23 protein-coding genes are annotated in these 25,036 nt (G+C 63.0%); 10 read left to right on the forward strand and 13 right to left on the reverse strand.

Annotated features, from left to right (window positions below):
- The first annotated feature begins 131 nt into the window (after nucleotides 1–131).
- From IB277_RS28585 to IB277_RS28605, 5 genes are all read left to right on the forward strand, one after another.
- Nucleotides 132–440, forward strand: a complete 309-nt coding sequence (locus tag IB277_RS28585) for a hypothetical protein (protein ID WP_051659110.1) — start codon at nucleotides 132–134, stop codon at nucleotides 438–440.
- 244 nt (nucleotides 441–684) lie between these two features.
- Nucleotides 685–1,065, forward strand: coding sequence for a hypothetical protein (locus IB277_RS28590; RefSeq protein WP_060517777.1), 381 nt, complete (start codon nucleotides 685–687; stop codon nucleotides 1,063–1,065).
- 66 nt (nucleotides 1,066–1,131) lie between these two features.
- Nucleotides 1,132–1,806: a response regulator transcription factor gene (locus IB277_RS28595; protein ID WP_034787757.1), complete on the forward strand. Its 675-nt coding sequence runs from the start codon at nucleotides 1,132–1,134 to the stop codon at nucleotides 1,804–1,806.
- Nucleotides 1,803–3,272, forward strand: coding sequence for a HAMP domain-containing sensor histidine kinase (locus tag IB277_RS28600; protein ID WP_192372203.1), 1,470 nt, complete (start codon nucleotides 1,803–1,805; stop codon nucleotides 3,270–3,272). The genes IB277_RS28595 and IB277_RS28600 overlap by 4 nt, the downstream gene beginning before the upstream one ends.
- A 143-nt stretch (nucleotides 3,273–3,415) precedes the next feature.
- The gene (locus IB277_RS28605; RefSeq protein ID WP_034787751.1) at nucleotides 3,416–4,669 is read left to right on the forward strand and encodes an adenylate/guanylate cyclase domain-containing protein; all 1,254 of its coding nucleotides are present in this window, start codon (nucleotides 3,416–3,418) and stop codon (nucleotides 4,667–4,669) included.
- A 64-nt stretch (nucleotides 4,670–4,733) separates the two neighbouring features.
- On the opposite strand, the gene hutC is transcribed toward IB277_RS28605, so the two are convergent.
- Both hutC and IB277_RS28615 read right to left on the reverse strand, forming a co-directional pair.
- A complete protein-coding gene (gene hutC / locus IB277_RS28610; RefSeq protein ID WP_089043037.1) occupies nucleotides 4,734–5,513 on the reverse strand; it encodes a histidine utilization repressor in 780 nt (259 codons plus the stop codon).
- 140 nt (nucleotides 5,514–5,653) lie between these two features.
- Nucleotides 5,654–5,845, reverse strand: coding sequence for a hypothetical protein (locus tag IB277_RS28615; RefSeq protein WP_192372204.1), 192 nt, complete (start codon nucleotides 5,843–5,845; stop codon nucleotides 5,654–5,656).
- A 287-nt stretch (nucleotides 5,846–6,132) separates the two neighbouring features.
- On the opposite strand from IB277_RS28615, the gene repA reads away from it, so the two are divergent.
- The 4 genes from repA to IB277_RS28635 all read left to right on the forward strand — a co-directional run bounded on the left by repA (nucleotide 6,133) and on the right by IB277_RS28635 (nucleotide 11,661).
- A complete protein-coding gene (repA, locus tag IB277_RS28620; protein ID WP_034787965.1) occupies nucleotides 6,133–7,329 on the forward strand; it encodes a plasmid partitioning protein RepA in 1,197 nt (398 codons plus the stop codon).
- Nucleotides 7,330–7,332: 3 nt separating this feature from the next.
- Complete coding sequence (gene repB, locus IB277_RS28625) at nucleotides 7,333–8,334, forward strand: plasmid partitioning protein RepB (RefSeq protein WP_060582302.1); 1,002 nt, start codon at nucleotides 7,333–7,335, stop codon at nucleotides 8,332–8,334.
- Between the two features lie 155 nt (nucleotides 8,335–8,489).
- Nucleotides 8,490–9,758: a plasmid replication protein RepC gene (gene repC / locus IB277_RS28630; RefSeq protein WP_112984978.1), complete on the forward strand. Its 1,269-nt coding sequence runs from the start codon at nucleotides 8,490–8,492 to the stop codon at nucleotides 9,756–9,758.
- A 736-nt stretch (nucleotides 9,759–10,494) separates the two neighbouring features.
- Nucleotides 10,495–11,661: an RHE_PE00001 family protein gene (locus IB277_RS28635; RefSeq protein ID WP_192372206.1), complete on the forward strand. Its 1,167-nt coding sequence runs from the start codon at nucleotides 10,495–10,497 to the stop codon at nucleotides 11,659–11,661.
- A gap of 43 nt (nucleotides 11,662–11,704) precedes the next feature.
- Here the strand turns inward: IB277_RS28635 and IB277_RS28640 are convergent, their stop codons facing one another.
- The 9 genes from IB277_RS28640 to IB277_RS28680 form a co-directional block, all read right to left on the reverse strand.
- Nucleotides 11,705–11,920 carry a hypothetical protein gene (locus tag IB277_RS28640; RefSeq protein WP_034787730.1) on the reverse strand — a complete coding sequence of 72 codons (216 nt, stop codon included), beginning with the start codon at nucleotides 11,918–11,920 and terminating at the stop codon, nucleotides 11,705–11,707.
- Between the two features lie 55 nt (nucleotides 11,921–11,975).
- Nucleotides 11,976–12,674, reverse strand: coding sequence for a helix-turn-helix domain-containing protein (locus tag IB277_RS28645; RefSeq protein ID WP_162727332.1), 699 nt, complete (start codon nucleotides 12,672–12,674; stop codon nucleotides 11,976–11,978).
- 89 nt (nucleotides 12,675–12,763) lie between these two features.
- A complete protein-coding gene (locus tag IB277_RS28650; protein WP_112975274.1) occupies nucleotides 12,764–13,159 on the reverse strand; it encodes a hypothetical protein in 396 nt (131 codons plus the stop codon).
- Nucleotides 13,160–13,339: 180 nt separating this feature from the next.
- Nucleotides 13,340–14,845, reverse strand: coding sequence for a tripartite tricarboxylate transporter permease (locus IB277_RS28655; protein WP_089042940.1), 1,506 nt, complete (start codon nucleotides 14,843–14,845; stop codon nucleotides 13,340–13,342).
- 10 nt (nucleotides 14,846–14,855) lie between these two features.
- Nucleotides 14,856–15,317, reverse strand: coding sequence for a tripartite tricarboxylate transporter TctB family protein (locus IB277_RS28660; protein ID WP_034787711.1), 462 nt, complete (start codon nucleotides 15,315–15,317; stop codon nucleotides 14,856–14,858).
- Nucleotides 15,318–15,536: 219 nt separating this feature from the next.
- A complete protein-coding gene (locus tag IB277_RS28665; RefSeq protein WP_112984977.1) occupies nucleotides 15,537–16,514 on the reverse strand; it encodes a tripartite tricarboxylate transporter substrate-binding protein in 978 nt (325 codons plus the stop codon).
- 228 nt (nucleotides 16,515–16,742) lie between these two features.
- Nucleotides 16,743–17,528: a pseudouridine synthase gene (locus IB277_RS28670; protein ID WP_060604427.1), complete on the reverse strand. Its 786-nt coding sequence runs from the start codon at nucleotides 17,526–17,528 to the stop codon at nucleotides 16,743–16,745.
- Between the two features lie 77 nt (nucleotides 17,529–17,605).
- Nucleotides 17,606–19,168 (reverse strand): D-aminopeptidase, encoded by a 1,563-nt coding sequence (locus IB277_RS28675; protein ID WP_112984976.1) that lies wholly within the window; start codon nucleotides 19,166–19,168, stop codon nucleotides 17,606–17,608.
- 97 nt (nucleotides 19,169–19,265) lie between these two features.
- Nucleotides 19,266–20,984: an ABC transporter ATP-binding protein gene (locus IB277_RS28680; protein WP_060517758.1), complete on the reverse strand. Its 1,719-nt coding sequence runs from the start codon at nucleotides 20,982–20,984 to the stop codon at nucleotides 19,266–19,268.
- 335 nt (nucleotides 20,985–21,319) lie between these two features.
- Between IB277_RS28680 and IB277_RS28685 the strand changes: the two genes are divergently transcribed.
- The gene (locus IB277_RS28685; protein ID WP_034787698.1) at nucleotides 21,320–21,613 is read left to right on the forward strand and encodes a DUF6074 family protein; all 294 of its coding nucleotides are present in this window, start codon (nucleotides 21,320–21,322) and stop codon (nucleotides 21,611–21,613) included.
- Between the two features lie 10 nt (nucleotides 21,614–21,623).
- On the opposite strand, the gene IB277_RS28690 is transcribed toward IB277_RS28685, so the two are convergent.
- Both IB277_RS28690 and IB277_RS28695 read right to left on the reverse strand, forming a co-directional pair.
- On the reverse strand, nucleotides 21,624–22,844 hold the full coding sequence (locus tag IB277_RS28690; RefSeq protein WP_112984996.1) for an adenylate/guanylate cyclase domain-containing protein: 1,221 nt from the start codon (nucleotides 22,842–22,844) through the stop codon (nucleotides 21,624–21,626).
- Between the two features lie 68 nt (nucleotides 22,845–22,912).
- A complete protein-coding gene (locus tag IB277_RS28695; protein ID WP_192372208.1) occupies nucleotides 22,913–24,979 on the reverse strand; it encodes a pyridoxamine 5'-phosphate oxidase family protein in 2,067 nt (688 codons plus the stop codon).
- Nucleotides 24,980–25,036 lie beyond the last annotated feature (57 nt).

Below are 25,036 nucleotides of genomic sequence, written 5' to 3' on the forward strand. Positions count from 1 at the left end.
CTTTCCTGTGATCGGCCGGATTTGCGTTGGCGGCAACCCACCCGGCTTCGGACGCGAAAGCAACAGAACAGCGCAGACGCTTGCCAGTACCGGCATGTCCGGTTCCGAAGGCGTCACAGACGAGCAAGACTATGAAATTCACAAACGGGTTCAAACTCTCCTCCAGAGCCAGCCGCCGTCTGCCGACGGAATATTTCATGCTGGTGGATGTCGCGTTCGAGGGCGACGTTATCGGCTCTCTGGGCAGTTGTCCGATACGGGAATCCGTGCGCGACGGAGAGGGCCTTGTCTATCGTTTCGTCGGCGTGGCACCGCGCCTGGTGAGCGGCGGCTTTGATGTACTGGCACTTCGCACGGGCGAGTGGATCGTCAAGCCGGGCCTGGTTTACGCGGCTGATCCCAAGGTAGCGCAAACACGTGACACAGACCGCGCTGCCTAGGAAGTATGCAGCGCTTCTTCGGCAGTAACGACATCCGTTGCCCCCGCCACCGGCTTCGTCGGCGCAGCTTTCGCCAGCTTTGCGCCGGCCCTGCAATGCCCCTGTAATCTTGGCCCTTTAGCTCCCGGTCAGCCGTCGCATCGCTCCGGATCGCAGTCGTTCCGGACGGGCGGCACGTCAACGACAACTGCTGGCTTCGCGCGTCCCGTGGACGAATGGCGCTGCAGGAAAACCGGGATCCGTCATGCTCTCCATTAAGGGGTTTTGCACCCTCGCCTGCTTCGCCGCCACCGCCGCCCTGCTGGCCGGCTGTGCATCCGATACGATGAAGACCTATATCGGCCAGCCGGTCGAATCCGTCATCATCGACTATGGTCCGCCCACCAATGTTCTCGATCTCGGCTGGAACGAGCGCGCCTATCAATGGCGCAAGATCTCAACGAATGTCGTCTCCGGCACATCCAGCGGCGAAATCAGGGACACCCGGCGCGGAATGCGCTACGAGGAGTATTCGACGCCGGGCTATGTCGAGGAACAGGAGTGCTTCTATAGCTTCTACGCCCGGATGCAGCACGGCCGCTGGTACATCACCAACTTCCGCCAGCCGAAGCTGGAATGCGAGTGACGCCTCGGGCAGTCGACGTGACGGATCAGCGACCCGCATAGATGCGGGCACAGAAGGGAAAGTGGCATGCGCATCTTGCTGCTGGAAGACGAGCCGGAGATGGCCTCGGCCCTCAAGGCTGCCCTGGCGCGGCGCCAGGTGATCGTCGATCATGTCTCGACGCTCGCCGACGCCGAGGCCGTTGCCGAACTCTGGCCCTATGACGTGGTCGTGCTTGACCGCCGGGTGCCGGATGGCGAGGGGCTGGATCTTATCCCGAAGCTCAGAAGCCTTGGCGTCGAGGCGCCGATCCTGATGCTGACGGCATTGGGATCGATCAACGACCGGGTCAGCGGGCTCGATGCCGGTGCCGACGATTATCTTTCCAAGCCTTTTGCCGTCGAGGAACTGATGGCGCGGCTGCGCGCGCTTGCCCGCCGTCCGGTCACGCTCAAATCGGAGCAGACCAAGGTCGGGCGGCTCATCTACGACTTCCGCCACCGGGAGGCCGCCGTCGACGACAAGCCTCTCGACCTCCTGCGCCGAGAACGGCTTGCGCTCGAAGCGCTGATGCGGCGGCCCGGCCGAACCGTGCTCAGGGCGACGCTGGAAGAATCGGTCTACGCCATGGAAGATGAGATCGAATCCAACGCGCTCGACTCCCATCTTTCGCGCCTGCGCCGCAAGCTCGACGACGTCGGCGCCGGCGTCGAAATCCGGGCGATCCGCAATCTCGGCTATCTCCTGCGCGCGACGACATGATCAAGGTTCGTCCGCGCTCGCTGCAATGGGTCCTCGTCCGTCGGCTGATCCTCCTGCAGGCGGCCACGTTGTTCGTCTTCATCGGCCTGCTTTTCCTGGGCGTGTTCATCGCCCAGCCACGGTTGCTCGTCGACAACGAAGCCGCCTTGGATGTGCTCGACCGCGCCGTCGGTCGCGACGCGAACGGCGTGCTGGCCGTGCACGAGACCGAGGACCTGCGCGAGCTTCGCCAGTCCTATCCCAATCTCTGGTACATCGTCCGCGACGCCGCCGGCCAGGTCGTGCGCTACGGAAACGTCCCTGCCCCCTATGAAGAAGCCGGTGGCGACCTGCTGCAACGGGTGGAGGGGGCGAAACTGCTTTTCGAAGAAGGCGGCACGCTTCCGGACGCTGTCCTCCACAATGTCGAGACCGAAGCCGGCCGGGTCCAGATCCTCGCGGCGACCCTTTCCTCCCGCCGCGACAATGAGCCGTTGGACGTGCAGATCAGCATCAATGTCGATATGGCGCGCGACCTCGACGGCAGGACGGCGTGGATGGAGGTCATGCCGACGCTCGTGCTTGTTGTCCTTTGCTTCCTTTTGCCGATCGTCTTGGTCATGGGCGTCTCCACTCTGCTGACGACGCCGGCCGTCGTGCGCCGTTCGCTCGCGAGCCTCGTCTCGACCGCCGACCAGGCGGGGCGCATCGACATCGACAACCGCGCCGTGCAGCTCGAAACCGAGGAAGTGCCGACCGAAATCGCCCCTTTGGTGCGGGCCTTCAACCGGGCCCTGGCGCGACTGGGAGAGGGATACGACCAGCGCAACCGCTTCCTGACCGATGCGGCCCATGAATTGCGCACCCCGATCGCGATCCTGCGGACCCGCGCCGAGCTTCTGCAGGAAGACCCCGAAACCACCCGCCTGAGGCTCGATATCGAGCGCCTGTCGCATCTCGCCCAGCAGCTTCTCGACCGGCAAGTCCTCGAACATGCCGGCGGCCCGCTCGAGGTGGTCGACCTCGTTGCTCTCGGGAGGGTCATGGCAGCGGACTTCGCACCGCTTGCGTTCGAAGGCGGCTACGAGCTGGCCTTCGAAGCCGAAGCGCTGGGCGCCCTGGTCAGCGCGCGGCCGCGGCAGATCGAGCAGGCTGTCGCCAACCTTCTGCGCAACGCCATCGAACATGGCGGCGGTGCCGGCACGATCACCGTTCTGGTCGATGCCGCCGGCGGGCTCGAAATCCACGACGAAGGCCCCGGCATTCCGGTAGAGGAGCGCGATCGCGTCTTCGAACCTTTCTATCGCTTGCGTCCGCGCTCCACCGGCGCCGGGCTGGGGCTCAATCTCGCGCGCGAGATCGCCCGGCTCCACGGCGGCCGTATCGGCATTCTCACCGGTCCATGGCGTGGCACGCGGGTGCGCCTGCACTTGCCGCTGATCGACGGAAGCCGGCCTGCGGCCGCGCCGGCACGCCCGATCGTCTGACAGAAGCGGCGGCATGCCGCCCCAGATTTCTCAAAAGCTTTTCAGGTTGCCCCTTATCAAGGCGGTGCCGATGCTCCACATTTGCTGCGATACATCGTTCGGCTTACGCGGCTTCACCCGCTTGAGCGCCATGGAGAACAGCAATGCAGACCCCATCTGAGGCCCCCTCGCCTTCACCCGAGGATGGCAGCTTTCCGGCTCGACGCCAAGGCGTGCTCGACTGGCTGATCATCGAAACGCGCAACGAGCGCTTCATCGACAATATCCTTGTCGAGTTGGGCGAACGGCTGCAGGCCGCCGGTATTCCGGTTGCGCGCGCCACGTTGCACTTCCGCATCAACCATCCGCAATGGCTCGGCGCTCGCATCCTGTGGCGCAAGGGGCTGGCCGAGGGCGAAATCGATCTCTACGACTATGGCACCCAGAACACCGCTCTCTACCTCAACAGCCCGCTCTACGTGATCAATAACGGTGGCACCGAGGTTCGAACCAACCTCGAGGACTTGACGGAAGAGCAGGAACAGAGCTCGCTCTATGTTGACCTCAGGGCCGAGGGCCTGACCGAATACATCGCCTGGCCGCTTGAGCACACGCTCGGCAAACGCCACATCGTCACCTTTGCCAGCGACCGGAAGGGCGGCTTCGAAGACGAACATCTGGCCTTTCTCGCGAAGATCGTGCCGGCGCTGGCGCTGGTTAGTGAAATCAGGCTGAAGAACCGTTTCGTCCGAACGCTGCTCGAAACCTATGTCGGCCCGCACGCGAGCGAACAGATCCTTGCCGGCGCCACCACACGGGGCAGCGGCGTCACCGTCGGTGCCGCCATCCTGATCTGCGACCTGCGCAATTTCACAAAGCTTTCCGATCTCTGGCCGCGCGACGACGTGATCGAACTGCTGAACGCCTATTTCGACGCCATGTCGGAACCGATCGAGCGCCATGGAGGCGAGATCCTCAAATTCATGGGTGACGGGCTGCTGGCGATCTTTCCGCTAAGCAACCCCGACGCCGCGGAGAATCTGCTCCAGGCGATCCGGGAGGCGGAGGCAGCCATCGCCGTCCTGAACCAGGACAACCTCTCGAAAGGTCGCGAGCCGCTCGGCTACGGCATCGGCGTGCATGTCGGCGACGTGATGTATGGCAATATCGGCTCGCGCCGCCGGCTCGACTTCACCGTAATCGGCCCCGCCGTCAACATCGCCTCAAGGCTTGAGAGCCTGACCAAGGAAACCAAACGCCCGGTGCTGTTGTCGCGCGCCTTCGTCGAGCTGGCCGGCTGCGCCTCGAGCATGGAGCATCTCGGCGCCTACCCGGTCAGGGGCATCGGTGAACCCATCGAGGTCTTCGCTTTTTCCGGCAACGAACCGGCACCGAAGCTGCGCCTCGCCGCAGGATAATCGGCGCGGAACCGCCGATCGAGGGCCTGCTTCATCGGTTGTCCGCGGACAACCGATCCTTCGACTAGCCGATGGGGCTGGGCGCGAACTGCGCAACGAGTTCGTGGCGGTCGCCGGGATAGGTGAGCCGCACATGCGTGACCGGCGCCCGTCCGCTCCAGGTCCGCCGCTCGATGACGAGGCAGGCTGTGCCGGTGGCGATATCGAGCGCCTGCGCTGCCGATTTGCTGGCCGCAACGGCGCGAATGCGGTGTTCGGCCGTGCTCCACGGTACCTTGCCGAGCAGCCACGAACCGGGCGCCGCGGTCTCGAATGTTTCCTCTTCGGCCTCCGGAACCGCAGAAAGGCTGATCAACCGCTCCTCGAAGCAAAAGGGACGCGAGCCGGCAAAATGCCGGCACGTTACATCCAGCAGCTTGCCCGAGCTCGGGAGATCCAGGCGTTCACGATCCCGGCCTTCGACCTTGCGCACTTTTCGCTCATCCACGCGGAAGCTGTAATCGAGCCCCAGCGACTGGACTTCGAGTTTAACGTCGTGGATCTCCATGACGGCGGACTGGACCTGCGGAAAGGTAACGTAGCTTCCCGACTTGCGCCGCCGCTCGATCAGCCCGCGTTTGACGAGTTCGGTCAGGGCCTTGTTCACCGTCATGCGCGAGCAGTCGTATTGCTCGGTCAGTTCGTGCTCGAACGGGATGCGGTGTCCGGGTGGCCACTCCCCGGAAAGAATGCGCCCTTCGACGTCACCGAGGATGCGCTGGTGCAGCGATAGCACCTGCCCCTGATTGTCGGCCGCATCGCCAGGCGGGTCACTTGAAACGGATCGATCTTGCTTGGTGTCCATGACAGCGAACTTAATCAATTCGCCGCCGCGAAACAGCCCTTCCCTCGCCGATTTGCGCTTTTCCACGGCGGCTGAAACGGCTCTCGCCGTTGACAGCTGTCAACGCTTGGGCGGCGCAGTTCGGCGCCACGCCTCACTCCTCAGTAAAGGAGGTGCCACGGCGTCAGGAACGAGCGCGCCCATTCCTGATTACGATCGGACTCTTCGCACGCCGCCTTGTCGAGCGTCGTCGAGGCGACATCCACTTCCGCCTGCCGCTTTGCCTTCATCGCCTTCGGCAAAGGCGGGGGCGGCTCAAGATAGCCAAGGGTCATTCCACCGAGATAGAACATCAGGAAGCTCCATGCATCCAATCGCCAACTTAACACAATCCTGACACAATCAGACCTGCTGTCAATAGTCTATTAAATCTATGCTCTAATTGGAGATGCGCGAACGTGCCCGAAGGGAAGTTGTCCGCGGACAACTCGACCGCTTCACAAGCTCGCTTTCCACCGCAAGGGCAGCACCTCCGCCAAAACGCTATGCATTTGTAAAACCGCGCCGAATCGGAGCATAGTGCATCTGCGCATATTGTCCGGATATGACGATTTTTGCGCAGTTTTCGGGGATATCAATGTTGCAGCAAAAAATTCAAAGCCAGGACGCACAGGAGCATCTGCCGACGCTTCTGGCTGCCGACGCTTTGGAACTTGCCCATCAGCTGCAGCAGCACCAAAAGAAAATCTTTCCCCCGCAAGCGCAAAAGCAGATGCGTCTCTTCAGCCCTGCCGAAGCGGCAGCCTTCATCGGAATCGGCGAAGGCTATCTGAGGCAGGTGGCCTCAGAGGGCCACGGCCCAGCGCCCTTGTCAAACGGTCGGCGCATGTATGCCGTTTCCGACATCGAACGCATTCGCCGCGTTCTCGACGATGGCGGCAAGTCGGGCAAATATGTCCCGCACCGGCGCGGCGATGAAAAGCTGCAGGTCCTGTCTGTGATGAACTTCAAGGGCGGGTCGGCTAAGACGACGACCTCAGCCCACCTCGCCCAATATCTGGCACTTCGCGGCTACCGCACGCTCGCGATCGATCTCGATCCGCAGGCTTCGCTTTCCGCCCTCTTCGGCCATCAACCGGAGTTGGATGTCGGAGAAGGCGAGACGCTTTACGGCGCGATCCGCTATGACGCCCCGCGGTCGATCGCCGATATCGTGCGGTCGACCTACACCGCCAATCTGCATCTCATTCCCGGCAATCTCGAACTCATGGAATTCGAGCACGAAACGCCGAAGGCGATGATGACGGGCGGGGCTGCAGAAACCCTTTTCTTCGCCCGCATCGGCGATGTGCTCGCCGATATCGAGAGCTTCTACGACATCGTCGTCATCGATTGCCCCCCGCAGCTCGGCTTCCTCACCATGTCGGCGCTCTGTGCCGCAACGTCCGTCCTGATCACCGTGCATCCGCAGATGCTCGACGTCATGTCGATGTCGCAGTTCCTGTCGATGACGAGTGAGTTGATGAGCGTCGTCGAAAAAGCCGGTGGCCGCACCAGCTATGACTGGATGCGCTATCTCGGAACACGGTTTGAGCCGAACGACGGCCCTCAAAGCCAGATGACCGGTTTCATGCGCGCCATTTTCGGCAATCGCATGCTGCAGAACGCCATGGTGAAGTCGACAGCTATCTCCGACGCCGGCGTAACGAAGCAAACGCTTTATGAAGTCGAGCGCTCGCAGTTTGTCCGCGGCACCTACGACCGCGCAATGGACTCTCTCAACCTCGTCAATGGCGAGATCGAGGACCTGGTCCGCAAGGTCTGGGGGAGGAAGTAATCCATGGCCCGTAAGAACCTGATCGGGATATCGGAGGAACGCGTCGACGATGCCAACGGCGCACCGGGCAACGACCGCCCGATCGCCGGGCTGATGGCCGGTGCCCGCCCCCCGACTGCTGTCGGTGGCATCACCCGGTCGCTGTCGAACATCACGCAGAAGGTCGAACGCGCCCAGGAGCTCGAGCGGCAACTTGCCGAAGGGCAAGCGGTCGTCGAACTCGATCCGGCGCTCATCGACGCATCCTTCATCGTCGATCGCCTCGGGATTGCGGCCGACGCGCAACTGAGCCTCGCTGAACAGATGCGAGAGCACGGACAACAGGTGCCCATCCTGGTCCGGCCGCATCCAACCATCGAGGGGCGATACCAGGTCGCCTACGGCCATCGCCGCCTGGCTGCTGCCCGCGACATCGGTAGCAGTGTTCGTGCGGTCGTTCGCAATCTCAATGACGAGCAATTGGTCGTCTCGCAGGGACAGGAAAACAACACCCGTTCCGACCTCTCCTTCATCGAGCGCTCGCTCTTTGGCGGCCGCCTTGAGGATCGCGGGTTTTCGCGTGAGATCATCATGTCGGCGCTGGGTGTCGACAAAGCCGCCCTGTCGAAGATGATTTCTGTTGTTCGCCGGCTACCGATTGCGCTGATCGAGGCCATCGGACCGGCACCATCGATCGGACGGCGCCGTTGGTTTGAACTCGCTGAGCTTCTCGCACAAGATGGCAAGCCGGAGGCCGCAGCCGCCTTCACGCAAGGCCGAGAATTCCAGAAGGCCGGCAGCGATCAGCGTTTCGACGCCTTGTGCACCTTCTTAAGCGCCTCTAGGGCGCGTGCCCGGCCTATCCCATGGCTGGCGCCAGACAACACAATCCCGGTGCGTATCCGTGAAACGGACGTCGAGACGACGCTTGCCTTCAACAGCAAGACGGCACCAGGCTTTGCAGATTTCGTGAGGCAGAGGCTCAAATCTCTGTACCTCGAATATCAAGAGGAAACAGGAGACTAACTGAGCAAAAGAAAAAGGCTTCCGAACGACTAGCGCTGCGGAAACCCTTCTCTCGTGTAGCAACTAGAGAATCCCATTTCCGCGAATCGGTGTCAAGAGTTTTCAACGTCGTTTCGGCGAACGGATTTCTTTTGCCTTGGAAAAGGTGAAGAAGAATGGATCGTGGGATTGTCACGACGCCCTTCGGGCGGCGGTCGATGACGCTTGGGATGTTGGCACACCAACTTTCCAGCGCGTCGCCCGTCGACGACGGGAGCGTCGACAAGTGGAAATTGTTTCGAACGGTATGTGCCGCCAAGACAAGCCTTGGGGTTTCCGACCGTTCGCTTGCGGTGCTGAACGCACTGCTGTCCTTTTACCCAAAGAGCGAACTCGACCCGGCCGCCGGCCTCGTCGTGTTTCCGTCGAATGCGCAGCTTTCGCTCCGTACGCACGGCATGGCCGAGACGACGCTGAGGCGGCATCTGACGGCGCTTGTCGAGGCTGGGCTCATCGTCAGGCGCGACAGTCCCAACGGCAAGCGTTACGCCCGGCGTGACCGCAAGGGCGCGATCGGCCAGGCCTTTGGCTTCGATCTCGCACCGATGCTTGCACGGGCGTCCGAGTTCGCAGCGGAAGCGGCACGGCTGGAAGCGGATCGTCGCTACCTGCAGGTGATGCGCGAACGTCTGAGCCTTTGCCGGCGCGACGTCGTCAAGCTCGTCGAGCTCCTGCGCCAGTCCGATGTCCTCCAAGCGGAAGAAGCGGAAACGCAGTGCCAGGCGGTCTACACGGCACTGTCGCGCAAGCCGCTGATCACCGAAGTGGAGCGCGCCCTCGCCGTTTTGTCGGCGCTCCGCGACAATCTGACTAATTACCTGGAAAACTTGCTGAAAACGCAGAATACGGCTGCCAATGAACGCCAGTATGAGCGGCACATACAGAGTTCAGAATCCGATTATCAATCTGAATCTGAAAACGCTTGTGAAAGACCTGAAGCGGCATTTTCGGATCTGGCTGGCACCAAGACGTCATGCACCGCGGATGATGATACCGTTGCAGGCAGTGCAAAATCGCCCGGCCTTTCTCGCCTTCACGATCATATCGGCGCGCTGCCGGTGGTGCTGAAAGCCTGCCCGCAGATCCGTGACTATGGACCGGCGGGGCGAATTGGCAACTGGCGGGACATGTTCCTAGCCGCAACCGTTGTCAGGACGATGCTCGGCGTCAGCCCGGAGGCCTACGACGAGGCGTGCACGGTGCTTGGTCCCGAAACGACGGCAACGGTACTCGCCTGCCTTCTTGAACGATCCGAGCACATTCATTCGGCCGGGGGCTATCTGCGGGACCTGACGCGCCGCGCGAGAAACCAGACATTCACCGTGTCGGCGATGCTGTCGGCGCGCTTGCGAGCCCAGGCTGGAGTGGTCGCCGTGAGCGGATGAACAGCGACAGGGGGCATGAGCGTCGCCTCTCGCGGAAACGCTTTGGCTTGTCTGTGACGTTGAAATGCGGGACACTGTAAGTGCAGGGATTCGTTGACATCTCTACGTTATTCTTAAGTCTGAGATTGTTTTCAGACTCTGGCCACCCATCAGAAAACATTGCTGTTTCTCCTTCTTTTGGAAAGGAAGGGGCGGTTCAGTTCCGTTGCGTGGACTCAGCGTACAAGACTTCGAATTTCTCGATCTCGAGCCGAATGATTGAGCGTCCTCCCTTGTTAGAGCCCGTTCTAGCGGCTGAATCCGTTCAGGTGGCGAACTCGCGGGCTGTTGCCAGCTGTCAACAGGTTGCTGGTTTAAAGCCGAGCGCCCTCCCCCAAAAAGCTGGGTCGCGAAAGGGTAAACTAAAGCGACAAAGCACCAAGCATAGTTGGATCTCACTGCCGCGTGATTGCGAACACGGTATGGCTGGGGGAAACAGCGAGTATGGTACTCAACTCACTGACCGGGTTTGGCGTTGATAGACGAGACATCAACACGGTTGACAGCTGTCAACACATTGGCGTGCGCCGAGACACATGCAAGTCCTGTTTGAATAGAAATATTCGCCCCGTCGTCGTTTGCGAAATCAGGCGGCGCAGCTTGCTGGTCTTCAAGCGGTGGAGAAAGCGTCTCCTGCCTGTGGGGGAAGTGATTCTCATGTTACGTTCCACATCCGCAGGAACCGTTTATTTTCAAAATGCGATACCAGTCTCCCGATCCCTACAATCCAACGCTGATCCCGCTGATGATTTCGGCGGAAGACGCCTTGGCGCGGCTCGATGAGCGCACGAACCGTCATGTCGTCGAAGACGGGTACCGCGAGCGCGGGCATTTCTTCGATGCGACTGCAGCACTTTGGGTGGCCGGCGAACTCGTTCATGTCGAGGATCTCGTGCTGCACGATGCACACATGGACGCGCGAGCGCCGACCCACGAGTTGACCATCGCCCATTCGGTCCTGAAAGTCCGCCGCCGCATCTGGCTCGGCGAGCCTGGTTGGGCCCTTTCTGCCCAGGGGCTTGCAGCACTCAGCGGCGAACAGAGCCCGGTCCCGGAGCTCGATATCCCTTCACTTGCGCCGGCCGAAACACGTCAGGCGGCGGGTGTCGATCGTGAGCCGGAGCGGGGCGAGCCGGAGGACGACGGCGACAGCAATCCGATGGCGGCCGAATTCGCGGCCATCGACGCCGCCATCGCTCGCTCGCAGCGCCTGCTCGATGCGCATGACCAGGACACGCTGGAAGTCGCGGAACGGACGGCGTTAGCGACAGCCCGCGAGCCGATGGGACAGCTCGGCCTGCTCTTCGACGAAGAGTGGGATGAGGAAGTGCGTCTTGACGAATGGCGCCAGATGGTGGCAGCGGCTGATCAGCTGCCGCCCTGTCTTGGAGCCGCCTTGCTCTTCGATGCCTGGGAGCGGAGGGAGCCTCTGCGCCGTCAGCATTGGCTGGGGTCATTGTTGGTCGGCGCTTACCTGCGCTCCAGAGGCAAGGTCACCTCGCACCTGCTGTCGTTCAACACCGGGCTAAAGACCATCCGCTATGAGCGACGGAGGTCCCAGGACGCACTGACCCGTTGGAGCGCCTTTCTGGAGGCGATGACGGTGACGGCGGATCTCGGTCTCAAGGAACTCGACCGTCTGTCGCTTGCGAAGACCCAGATGGACATGCGCATTCGCGATCGTCGTTCCAACAGCAGTCTGCCGGCCTTGATCGACCTGGTTCTGTCGCGGCCGATCGTATCGGCGGCTTTGGTCGCCAAGCATGTCGGGGTGACGCCGCGCGGCGCGCTGAACCTCGTTCGAGAGCTTGGCATCCGCGAGATGACCGGCCGCGGGCGTTACCGCGGCTGGGGCGTGCTTTGAACCGGCGGCAGCGCGGAAAGCTTGCCGCCGGACCGTATAGGCGTCAGCCCATCGTGATCACGATCAACAGAACGAAGATCACCGGCACCAGCGTCAATGCCGGAATGATGATCGCCGGGTAGCCGAAGGCGACGATGGCGAGCAGCCAGAGCAGCGCGCAGTTGATCAGAAACAGCACCTTGGCCGTCTGTGAACCTTGCACGGCCTCCTTGAGCATCCAGCCGAACACCGGCACGTGGTAGACAAGTCTCGCAATCATGGTTTTTCCTTTGCGTGGGTGGCCGCATTGGGGGGACAGGCGGCGCGGGTTTTATTCAAGGGCGTGTCGTCTCGCCGGTCTGTTGTCGGGTGAAGCCGGCGGTCGCTTCGAGGCGTTCGGGATCGAGGACACGCATTGTCTTCGGGTGGCTGAAGTCGATCAGGCCCTCGCGCTTGAAACGGTTGAGACAGCGGCTGACCGTTTCGACGGTAAGGCCAAGCCAATCCGCAAGGTCGGCGCGGGTGAGATGGAGATGAAAGCTCAACCGGGCAGGGGCGCCGTTACGGCCGGTCCGATTGAACAGGCGCGATAGTTCCACCAGCGCACTGGCGACTTTCTCGCTGGCGGTCTTGCGACCAAGCAGCGTGGCATGGATCTGCATGCGGTGAAGCGTCGTCTTCAACTCGCTGGCGACGGCCGGATTGGTGGCGTTGAGATCCGCGTCACCCAGAGGCTCGATGCGCGCGATACTCAGCGTTTCGGCGGTGGCGATGTTGCGGCCGTCGATAGTGAAGCCGAAGAGCCGGCCCGGTCCGAGCACGTCGGTGATCTGGCGGCGACCGTCGTTGAGAAGTTGCGAAAGCACGACGCAGCCGTCAACGACACGGTAGAGCGCGCGGTTGCGTCCGCCCTCATAGAGCAGGGTCAGGTTTTCGCCGACGACACGACTACGCGAGGCCGGGCGAGGCGGCCTTATCGAGGACGCGCGAGGGGGAGCCGCTGGCGCGGCAGTGGTGATCAGGGTTTCTGGCATGAAAAACGTCCGCATGACCGACGCAAGGAGGCGTGATGCCCCGATGCCGACGGGCGTCGAAGGAGGATGTTGACAGCTGTCAACGGAGGTCAAAGCCGGATGACGACCTGTGGCGGGCCTCGCGGACGGGCATTGGGTGCGTGAACTTGTGGCACCGGTCGAACTGCCGCAACCCGGATCGCAGGTGTGCGGTTTGTCTCCAGGCGCTCGCTGAGAGAACCGTCCGGCGGCGTCAGCAGCGCCCAGAAGAACCGACAGGCGCTGCAAACATGTTTATGGCCGGGCTGGTCTTTGCCGTCTTCACCCAAACCGGTCTGGCAAAAATCGGGCAGGGACCCGTCGGGCAGGGCATAGAGCGCCAGTTCGGCCGCCGGCAGGCGAGTGGCCAGGGCAGGGCCGAGATGGGCAAAACCAAGCAGGAACAGCGCCGCGGCGCAAAGCATGCGCACGGCATTGTTCCATCTGATCTTCTCGCGACGTGTCATCGCCCCGGCTCGTTCCTGTTTCGATGGGGCAGAGATTGGCGACCGGCTTGATAAAGCTCAATGTGGCAAACCGCGCAGGGGCAGAATGCCGCAGCCAGAAGAACGCCGCGCCTCCGATTGGGGCGCGGCGATTAACCTATTGAATTATATTGTTATTGTTGCGAAATCGGCGGGCAGGGATCAATCCTCCTCGACAAAAACCTCGTGGCGCTTGGCCTTCACACTCGGCAGGAACACGACGACGAGCACCAGGGCTGCGATCAGAAGCAGGATGGCGCTGATCGGTCGAGTGACGAATGTCGTCGGGTCTCCGCGCGACAGGATCATGGCGCGGCGGAGGTTTTCTTCGAGCAGCGGTCCGAGCACGAAGCCGAGCAGCAGCGGAGCGGGTTCGCAGCGCAGCTTCAACAGCAGGTAGCCGACGAGGCCGAAGAAGGCGACGGCATAGAGGTCGTAGACATTGGAGTTGACGCTGTAGACCCCGATCGAGCAGAACGCCATGATGATCGGGAAGAGCACGTAATAGGGGATCTTCAGCAGCTTCACCCAGAGCCCGATCAACGGCAGATTCAGGACCACGAGCATCAGATTGCCGATCCACATCGAGGCGATGATGCCCCAGAAGAGGGCGGGCTGTTCGCTTGCGACGTTCGGACCGGGCACGATGCCCTGGATGATCATCGCGCCGATCATCAGCGCCATCACCGGATTGGCGGGAATGCCGAGGGTGAGCAGCGGAATGAACGAGGTCTGCGCGCCCGCATTGTTGGCGCTTTCCGGACCGGCGACGCCGGCAATCGCACCGTGGCCGAACTCTTCGGGGTGGTCCGAGACGCGCTTCTCCACGGTGTAGGAAGCGAAGGCCGCAAGGATTGCGCCGCCACCGGGCAGAATGCCGAGCGCCGAACCGATGATGGTGCCGCGCACGACCGGCGCGAACATGCGCTTGAAGTCGTCCCTGGTCGGCATCAGGTCGGTGACTTTGGCCATCAGCACCTCGCGGGTGCGTTCGTTTTCAAGGTTGCGCAGGATCTCGGCGATGCCGAAGACACCGACGGCGAGCGCTACGAAGTTCAGGCCGTCGGCATATTCCCGGATGCCGAGGGTAAAGCGCGGTGTTCCGGAATAGATATCGGTGCCGACGAGGCCGAGCAGGAGGCCGAGGGCGACCATGGCCAGCGCCTTGACGATCGACCCGTGCGCGAGTGCGATCGAGGAGACGAGGCCGACGATCATCAACGAGAAGTACTCGGCAGCGCCGAACTTCAGGGCGATTTCGGTCAGGGGCGGCGCGAAGACCGCGACGAGGAAGGTCGAGACGGTGCCGGCAAAGAATGAGCCGAGGGCAGCGATTGCCAGGGCGGCGCCGGCCCGACCTTTACGGGCCATCTGGTATCCGTCGATCGCGGTGACGGCTGACGACGATTCGCCCGGCATGTTGATCAGGATCGCCGTGGTCGAGCCGCCATACTGCGCGCCGTAATAGATGCCGGCGAGCATGATCAGCGAGGAGACCGGCTCAAGTTGGAAGGTGATCGGCAGGAGCATGGCGATGGTCGCCGTTGCGCCGATGCCCGGAAGGACCCCGATCAGGGTGCCGAGAAGCACGCCGATGAGGCAGAAGAGCAGGTTGGCGGGGGAACCGGCGGTTACAAAGCCGAGCGCGAGATTGTTGAAAAGTTCCATTGCGCGTCTCCTAGAATTGGACCCAGGGGCCGAAGCGCTGGAAGGGCAGGCCGAGACCATAGCTGAACACGGCGACGGAGAAGGCCGTCAGCGCTGCGGAGAGCGCCAAAGCCATAAGCGGCGTCATGCGGCCGGAGGCAAAGCAGGCGATGAGTGCCGTGAAAAACAGTGCCGGGACGAAGCCGAGACCGCGGACCGTGAGGCCGAAGAAAACCGGCGCCGGCAAAATGAAGAGCATGCCACGCAGCGCAATCGCGCCGATCGGCTCCCCCTGGACGCGGGTGGACTGTACGAGGATCACGATGCCGAGGAGCGTCAGGATGATCGCGAGCACGAGGGGGAAATAGCCGGGCCCCATGCGGAAGGCTGTGCCGAGCTCGAGGTTGAAGGCCTGCCAGGCGAAGAACAGGCCGACCGCGGTCAGGATCCCGCCGCAGAGCGCATTGGTGCTATCGAAGGAGAGTGATTTCATCGTGTCCCCATTTGTTTTCGCGGGGTAGCCGGGCCGAGGCGTCGACGGCCCCCCGCATTGGCATTGCCGGCTCGCGCCGGGTTCGCACATTGGGCAACGTCGCGTTGACAGCTGTCAACCGCTGTTGACGGCGCCTGTCCGGACACCGTCGGGAACATGCCCATGTCAGAACCGCCGCGCCCCGAGATGGCTCGAGAGCGCGGCGCGATGAGCGGTGGATTAGTCGGCGTACTGGCCGGCCGCTTCGATCACCGGCTTCCAGCGGGCGATCTCGCCTTCGAGCTTGGTCTTCAGCGCGGCCGGGGTGGCGTCGGCGTCCGAAGACGGCTCGGTGCCGAGTTCGCCGAAGCGGGCAACCACGTTCGGATCCTTGAGCGCCACCTGCAGCGACTTCGACAGGCGTTCGGTCACTTCAGCCGGCGTACCCTTCGGCGCGTAGACGCCGTGCCAGATGCCAACCTGCAGGTTCGGCAGACCGCCTTCGGTGGTCGTCGGCAAGTCCGGGAAGACCTTCAGGCGTTCGGGCGAGGTGACGGCGTAAGCCTTGATCGTGCCGCCCTGAATCTGCTTGGTGGTGTTGGTCGTCTGGTCGCACATGATGTCGACCTGACCGCCGAGGAGATCGGTCATCGCCGGACCGGTGCCCTTGTAGGGAACGGTGGTCAGCGGCGTTTCGATGGCGCTCATGAACATCATGCCGCAGAGGTGCGAGGCGGCGCCGATGCCGGCGTTGGCGACGGTGACCGTGTCCTTGTTCGCCTTCACATATTCGACGAGACCCTTGAGGTCGGTCGGTTCGAGGTCCTTGCGCGCGACGATGGTCATCGGCACTTCGGTGACGAGGCCGACATATTCGAAGGCGTTCAGCGTGTCATAGGCGAGTTTGCGGTAGAGCGTCGCGCTGGTTGCCATGCCGATGTGATGGAGCAGCACGGTGTAGCCGTCCGGATCGGCCTGGGCGACGCGACCAGCGCCAAGCGTACCGCCGGCGCCGCCGACGTTCTCGACGATGATCTGCTGGCCGAGGTCCTTCGACATGGATTCAGCAACCAGGCGCGCAACCGTGTCCGTCGGGCCACCGGCGGAGAAGGGCACGACCATGGTGATCGAACGTTCGGGGTAGGTCTGTGCGTTGGCGGAAACGGCAAAAATGGAAAGGGCGGCAACGGCGCCGAGCAATGCTTTGAGGGTTTTCATCTTCTTCCTCCCGGATGAAATATGGCCAGCCGGCAAGGTTTCCTCCCACGCCGGTGCTGGATGCCCCCATTTGCGGACGCAATCTTAGCACAGACAACGGGCTGTCCGCACGATCCGACGCATTTGTCAGGAGCCTGGATCGGCTTTGGGTGGATTCGGAAACATGGCGGTGCTCGCGTGGGTGGATTTCCACCCATCGCGCGATTGGCTGCGCGCCGCGGGAAGGGCCTAGAGGCCGGTGCGCCGCTTCAAATCGGCGATTTCGTCGGCGGTGAGGTTACGCGCAGCACCCTTCGGCAAATCACCGAGAGCGATCGTCCCGATCGAAACCCGCAGCAGCCGCAGCACTTCGAAGCCGAGCGCATCGAGCATGCGGCGAATCTCGCGGTTTCGACCCTCTTCGAGTTCCACCTCGATCCACATGTTGCGGCCGCCCACCCTTAGGCGTTCGGCCCTGGCGGCCCGCAACATCTCGCCGCCTTCGTCGATGCCGGCGACCATTTGCGCAAGCTGCGCGTCGTCGATCTGCCCGGTCAGTTGCACGTGATAGACCTTGCCGACATGGGTTTCCGGATCGAGCAGCCGCTGCGCAAGCACCGTGTCGTTGGTGAACAGCAGAAGGCCCTCGCTCGCCTTGTCGAGGCGTCCGACCGGCGACAGATGGGTGGAGTCGATGTTCTTCAGGCAGTCGAAGACCGTCGGCCGGCCCTCCGGGTCATGCCTGGTCGTCACCAGCCCGCGCGGCTTGTTCAGCATCAGGTAGACCTTCTTTTCGGCAAGCACGGCCTTACCGTCGACGGCGAGACGGTCCTTGTCGACATCGACCCATGCGGTGAGGTCAGTTGCCTTGCGCCCGTTGATGCTGACGCGGCCTTCAAGCACCAGTTTCTCGGCCTGCGTGCGCGAGCAGTAACCAAGCTTGGAAAGGGCGCGGGCGACCGTCACGCGTTTTCCCGTATCGGCCGCGGGGCGGCGGCCGGTATCTCGGGCGGCTGTCGGTCGCTTCTGTTTCACGTTCTGGTCTTCCGGTTATGGTCATCTTGTGCCGCATGGTCCCGCCTGCGAGCATCGCCGGCGACGCGATCTCGACATCAGCCGATCTTGCTATAGTCGATCCGCCGGGCGAGCCAGCAGCCGATCGTCAGCCCCGTCACCTTGCCTTCTGCGTCACGCGAAACGACTACGGTCCAGTCTCCCGGTGCCGGCGCGTCCATCGAGCGTTTGCAGCGCAGCAGCCAGACATCTTCGGCGAGCGGCCGCAGGGCGTGCATGGCGCCTCTGCCAAGCGATCCGTCGAAACCACCATAGAAGACGCCGTTGGTGGAGACGATGTCGAGATCGGCATCGAGTTCTGCCGCATGGTAGCGGCCGGCGATATCAGGCTTTGCGGCGCCGGAGATGCGCGCGGCGTGAACCGTCAGGTTCTCACGCGGGCGCTCCATGTGTAGCGAGGCGCCTTCCACGCGAAGGGTAACGGCCGCTGACTGCGCGCTGCCATCCGGACCGACCGCAAGCGTTTCGGCACCCGTGGCGAAGTTCAGCGCGACGCGGGATTTGCCGGCGGGCCTGGTAACGAGTGCGAGGCCCGTTTCCGGATCCAGATAGCTGCCGGTGCCGTCGGCATCCCAGGTGCCTGTCGCGGGCTCGGCATCGCTGTGGCCAAGGGCGACCTTCATCAATGCGGTCGCCGCCGCATGGGCGTCGGCTTCATGGTTGAACATCACCACGACCGAAAGGCGCTCAGCGGGCGCGTAGAGCCTGCGGCTGCGGAAGCCGCGCAGCGCGCCGCCATGGCCGGTGATGGCGACGTCGCCGATCTTTTCATGCGCAAGGCCGAACCCATAATGGGCCGGGCGGCCATCGGCATAGGTCTGCGGTACGGACAGGCGGCGATAGAGACTGTTTTCGTCATTCCGCGTCCGGTCGATGAAGCATTCCCAGGCGAGCATATCGTCGAGCGAAGCGGAAACACCGGCATCGCCGGCCCAGTAGATGTTGTTGGCCGCCTCGAAATAGCCAGCCGTCTCATTGCCCTCGTAGCCGACGATACCGTCGGGGGGCAGGCTCGTATCGGCGGTGAGGGCAGCGGTCTGCATGTCGGCCGGGCCGAACACGGAACGCTGATAGAGCTCGGCCATCGAGCGCCCGGTATGCGCTTCGATGAGGTCGGCGAGAATGCGGAAATTGCCGTTCGAATAGGAGTAGCGCGTGCCCGGCTCGAAATGGGTCGACCGCGCGGAGGAGAGCAGGGGCCGTGCGTCCTCGCGGCGGAAGGCGCCGTCGTGCCTGGCGCCTTGCAGCACGGTCAGCGCCCAGTAGTCGCGCAGCCCCGACTGGTTGTGACAGAGATGGGCCACGGTCGGGCGCTTGCCTTCGAGCAGAGGCAGGTAGGCGTCGAGCGCGCGGTCGAGCTTTGCCGGTTCGCCGACGGCGTCCAGAAGCACGGCGCAGGTCATCTGCTTGGTGATCGAGCAGATCGGTACGCGGGTTGTCGCCGTCATCGGCCTGCGGGCGGTCAGGTCGGCGTAGCCCCAGCGGTGGCTGAGGATCACCTGACCATCCCGGACCACACCGGCGACGCCGCCGGGACCGGGATAGTGTTGGGGCAGGGCTTTTAGGGCGCGTTCGAGAGCGGAAAGTTCGGAAGTGGTCATGGCGCTGAAGAATCGGTCCGACGAAGGGCAGGGCGGTGTCTGCCTTCGTTCGTACCGTCCCCTCCCGGCACTTGCAATGCCGCGCCGACAGCTCTCCTCAGCCGGCGCCTGCCTGGGCGTGATAGAGGCGGCTGTAGGCGCCCTTGGCGGCCAGCAGCGTTGCATGCGGTCCCTGTTCGCGAATGCCGCTACCGTCGACCACGACGATGCGGTCGGCATCGCGGATCGTTGCCAGCCGGTGCGCGATGATCAGCGTCGTGCGCCCCTTGGAAAGCTCGGTAAGAGACTGCTGGATTGCTCTCTCGGTTTCCGTGTCGAGCGCCGAGGTGGCCTCGTCGAGAATGAGGATCGCCGGGTTTTTCAGGAACATGCGGGCGATCGCCAGTCGCTGTTTCTGTCCGCCGGAAAGCTTGACGCCGCGTTCGCCGATCACCGTGTCCATGCCGTCGGGCAGGGCCGCGATCATGCCGTCGAGCCGGGCGCGCCGCGCCGCTTCCAGGATGTCGGCTTCGTTTGCTCCGAGCCGGCCATAGGCGATGTTGTCGCGAATGGTGCCGGCAAAGAGGAAGACATCCTGCTGCACGATGCCGATCTGGCCGCGCAGCGACGACAAGGTGATGTCGCGGATATCTGTGCCGTCGACAGTGATTGCGCCTTCCATCACTTCGTAGAAGCGCGGCAGAAGCGAGCAGATCGTCGTCTTGCCGGCGCCCGACGGGCCGACGAAGGCGATCGTCTCGCCGGCGCGGATCGTGAGGTCGATATTCTGGATGATCGGCTTTTCGGCGCTGTAGCCGAAGGAGACGTTGCTGTAGGTGATGTCGCCCTTGAGATCAGCGACGTCGGTCGCACCGGGACGATCCTCGATATCGGGCTCGGTCTCCATCAGTTCGAGGAAGCGCTTGAAGCCGGCGATGCCCTTCGGATAGGTCTCGATCACCGAATTAATCTTCTCGACCGGCCGGAAGAAGACGCCGACCAGAAGCAGGAAGCTGACGAAGCCGCCATTGGTCAGCTCGCCCGTCAACACGAAGTAGCAGCCGGTAATCATCACGATCAGCTGCGTCAGCCGCATGCTCATGTAGCTCAGCGACGTGCTGGCCGCCATGATACGGTAGGCCTCAAGCTTGGTGCGGCGATAGTTCTGGTTGTCGGTCTCGAACAGGCTGCGCTCATGGGCCTCGTTGGCGAAGGCCTGGACCACGCGCATGCCACCGACATTCTCCTCGATACGGGCGTTGAAGTCTCCGATCCGGCCGTAGAGATTGCGAAAATTCCGGGTCATGCGCCCGCCGTAGCGGCTGGTTACCCAGGCGGTCAGTGGCACGACGGCGGCGGTAATCAGCGCCAGCTGCCAATGCACCATCAGCATCAGGATCAGCGCACCGATGAAGGTCATGACGGCAATGAACAGATCCTCCGGACCGTGATGCGCGACCTCGCCGATTTCTTCCAGATCCTTGGTGAGGCGGCCGACGAGATGGCCGGTCTTCTGGTTGTCGAAGAACGAGAAAGAGAGCTTCTGCAGATGATCGAAGGCCATGCGCCGCATGTCCGTCTCGATATTGATGCCGAGCATGTGGCCCCAATAGGTGACGGTTGCCATCAGGCCGGTGTTGAGCAGGTAGACGATCAGCAGCCCCACGGAGGACAGCAGGATCAGTGTCCATTCCTGGCTCGGCAAGAGCTGGTCGACGAACAGCTTCACCGCAATCGGGAAGCCGAGTTCAAGCAGGCCTGATAGTACGGCGCAGGAAAAGTCGAGAATGAACAGGCCGCGATAGGGGCGGTAGAACGCGAAGAAACGCTTCAGCATGCACGTGCACTCACTGGGGGCGGGGGCGCCATGGGCGCTGATAGAAAGATGATTTTTAATGTCATGTTTTTGGATCGAAACCAACCCAGAAAAGCGTGAAAGCGTGTCGGCCACGTGACGCGACCGATGTCTCGTGCACCTGCGAGACGCAATCGGTTCACTTCGGCACCGGTGGGAAGGAAACGTTAACCATAGGCTTCGTAGAAATGGAATCAGCAGAGCAAATCGCCTTCGGTTGGGGACACCGGAAGCGGAGCCATTGCTCGATATCACTACGCGTAGGGCGTCTTTGTGCGTTCGCGTCAACGCACGAAGTCCAGGGGGCAAACGAGACGATGGCAAGCAATCAATCAGTGGAAGCCACGGAAACCAACACCATTGTTCCGTTTCCGGTGGTCAGGAGATTGCATGCCATTCGCAGTGCTGCCGCCGAGCTTGAAGATCTGCACGGTGCCGAAGCGCTGCAATTCTGGCGCCGCCGCTGCCGCGCTCTAGCGGATGAGCTCTTTGCCTGCGGATGTTCGGAAGACGAAGTGCGCCATCAGGTTCTGGTTTTTCAGGACGAGGTGCAGATCGAGCTGCAGCATCGCCACCTCTCGCGTCTTTCTGCAGGCGCGATGAGCCAGTAGCCGCTGCGTCTCAGGCCATCGGCAATTCCGGATCCCAGGTAAACAGCTCCTTGGCCCTCGCGATGCCGCGCAGCGCAAAGCGGCCGAGCGAGACTGCGTGGACCCGTTCATCCGGCGGGCAGGCTTCGACGAAATCAGACGACATGATCATGTGCCTCTCGACGGAACGGCACATCGAGGAAATGCGGCTCACCTCATTGACCGCCGGGCCGACCACGGTGAAATCGAGGCGGGTCTGGCTGCCGATATTGCCATAGAAAACTTCGCCGATATGGAGCCCGAGATAGACCTCGGTGGTCGGCTTGCCTTCGGCCTGCCGGCGGGTGTCGAGTTCCGCAAGCATGCGGCGCAGCTGCCGTTCGGCGCCGATTGCATTGGCGCAGGCGGTCCCCGGATCGTCGGCATTGAAGATCGCCAGAACACCGTCGCCGATCAGCTTCAGCACGCTGCCGCCATGGTCGTGAATGGCGGTGATCACGGTTCCTGAATAATCGTTGAGAAGCGGGATGATCTCGTCGGGTGCTGCGGTGTCGGAGATGCGCGTATAGCCGCGCAGGTCGGAAAACCACATGACCGTTTCGATGCGTTCGGCCGAACCGCGGGCAATGCTGCCCTTGACGACGCGCTGGCCGGCATCGGCGCCGAGATAGACGTCCGCAAGCGTGCTGATGATCCGCACGCATGAGCCTGCCTTCACCGCTAGCGCAAGCGTTGGCAGCAGGATACGGAGTGCTGCGATGTCATCCTCGCTGAAGCCACCGTCGTTCCGCGTCGTCCAATAGGAATAGAAACAGTCCATCTCGCCGACGCGGCCCTGGTCGGTGAAGTGGTGGATCATGCTGACGCAGTCGGTGTGGCCTTCGGCTTTCAGCTTGTCCAATATGTTGTAGGTGGTGCCCTCGTCGGAGGAAAGCCGGATGCGGCGCTCCGCGGTTCGGTCGCAAAGCATGTGGTAGAAGATCGAATTCTGCCAGTTCAGCAGCGCCTCGCCCGTGGTCGTCGAGCCGTATTGGATGACCTCCGGCGTGATCTCGCTTTCGTCGTTCCACTGGAACGCGCGCCCCTCGAATTCGGGATGCAACGTGTCGATCAATCCGAGCGCGCGGGCAAGGTCGAGACCGGCTGCCCGACATTGCTCGCAGAAGCCGGCAAACAGCTCCGGCTCGTCCAGTCCCTTCAGGCCCTGTTCTGAAAGCCAGAGCACGATATCGCGTAGCTGTTGGTCGTTCATGGCGCATCCCGCTCGGCCGAGGTCGACTGCCTGATGATGTGGTGCATCATCCATAGCCGAACCAGGGCTCAGAGCGAAAGATGCAGTTTGCCCGTTTCGCTCTCCGCCGGCACGGCGCAACAGATCAGCGCTTCGCCTTCGCCGACCGGGAAGGAGGGCTGCGAGGGGTAGGTCACCCTGCCCTCCAGCACCGGCGTTCGACAGGTGCCGCAACTGCCGTTGCGGCAGCCGTATTCCGGGTTCAGGCCACGCGCCTCCGCCAGATCAAGCAGCGTGCCTTCGCCCGGCTGCCAGCGCGCCTCCTTGCTCGACTTGGCAAAGACGACGTGAACCGGGGCGTTCGCCGCCGGTACCATCACCGGGGCAGAACCGCCGTCCGGCCTCCGGGTCAGCGACGACAGCCCGAAGGCCTCCGCGTGGATGCGGGCATCGGCGATGTTGAGCGCCCGCAAGCCGTCATAGAGCGACTGGGTGAAGGCGGCCGGGCCGCAGAGATAGAAATCGTAGTCGTCGAAGGGCAGGGTGGCCTTGAGATGGGTGAGGTCGATGCGACCGGCAATGTCATAGTCCTGGTTTTCGATGGCCGTTGCCGGCTGGCTCAGCGCCCGCACCAGACGAATATTGCCCTCGCCTTCCGCGACCAGGTCGGCGATCTCCCGATCGAAGGCGCGCTCCTCCGGCGAGCGGGCCGCCTGAAAGACCCAGGTCGGGCGCGTGCGCCGCTTGCGGCGGCTTTCGGCGACAATGTGCTTGAGCATGGCAAGGATCGGCGTGATGCCGACGCCGGCGCCGATCAGCACGGCGGGCCGCCGCTCGGTTCCATCGATCGTGAAGCTGCCGGCAGGCGCCCGCGCCTCGATCCGGTCTCCAGGCTTCAGTCCGTGCAAGTGCCGGGAAGCCACGCCGTCCTTCTTGACGCTGATGCGGTAGAGACCATCCGTCGGTGCCGAGGACAGCGTATAGCTCCTGACGAGCGGTCTTTCGCCGTCTCCGACGTTGATGCGGATCGGCAGGTGCTGGCCGGCCTGGTGGGCCATGAGCCCGACGCCATCGTCCGGCGCGAGGTAGAGCGAGCGGATCGTCGTGCTCTCGTCCTCAACGCGGGCAATCCGGAACGGGCGCCACGCATCGGCAAGGGCCGCGGCGTCAAGCCGGACCTTCGCCTGATCCCAGTCGCCGGTGGAATTGAGGCTGGGAGACCAGCCGCCCTCCTCGAAGGCCCAACGAAGCGGCAGGCCGTCCTCGCGATAAATGACCTTCTCCGGCCGGAAGCGCCACAGGCGTTCGGCGCCCTGAAATGCCGCGACCTCCGGAGAAGACAGGATCACCTCGGCGCTGCCGGTCATCTGCAGCATGTCGCCGGCCGCAAAATCGACGAACAGCAGTCCTGCGCGCGGGTTGACCATGAAATTGCCGAGCGTGTTGAAGAACAGGTTTCCGGAGAAGTCCGGAATCGTCAGCACGCCGTCCTCGCCGATCTGTACGAAACCCGCCTTGCCGCCGCGATGCGAGACGTCGACCTGGCGCTCGCCGCTGTCGCGATCGACGTAGGACGCGACGAAGAAGGTGTCGGCCTTGGCGATGATGGCCCGGGCGCGGGCGTCGAGCACGCGACCATGCACCGGGCGCACCGAGGCCGGCTGGTGCGGGTCGCGAACGAAGGCGAACTGGCGAAGCTGGATATATTGCGGGCAGTTGCCGAAGCTCTGCCGGACGCGGAGCGTGAAGCCGTCGTCGGCATCGCGCCGGATCGCGCCGTTCAACCGGTTCCTGCGCCGGGTTTCGAGCTGGATGCCGAGCATGCCGATGGAGTGCGCGTCCTCCATGCCGGCATCGGCCGGATCATCCCTGTCACGCGGCAACCGTATATCGAGATTCCAGGCGTCCGGCGCCTGTATGAAGCCGGGGGCTGCCGCGCGCATCGTCGCCCAGACATCGCCGCTCGCGTCGACGGCCCCGAACATGGCGAAGGGCAGCATCGGGAAGAATTGCTGGTGCTGCTCCGGCATGAAGCTGCGCACGAAATTGCGCCCGGTCGCATCCATGCGCTCGGCGACCCCGAGGCTGCGCTGGATGGCGAGTTCGCCTTCGTGCCACGGCGAATCCGGCTTTTTCTGCTGTGCGTTGTCCGGCATGGTCGGGTGTCCCGGTTGGAAGGGGGCCGGGGCAGCGCTGCCGCCCCGGGGAGCTTG

It is taken from the genome of Ensifer sp. ENS07 (assembly GCF_014852185.1).
GTDB classification, from domain to species: Bacteria; Pseudomonadota; Alphaproteobacteria; order Rhizobiales; family Rhizobiaceae; genus Ensifer; species Ensifer adhaerens.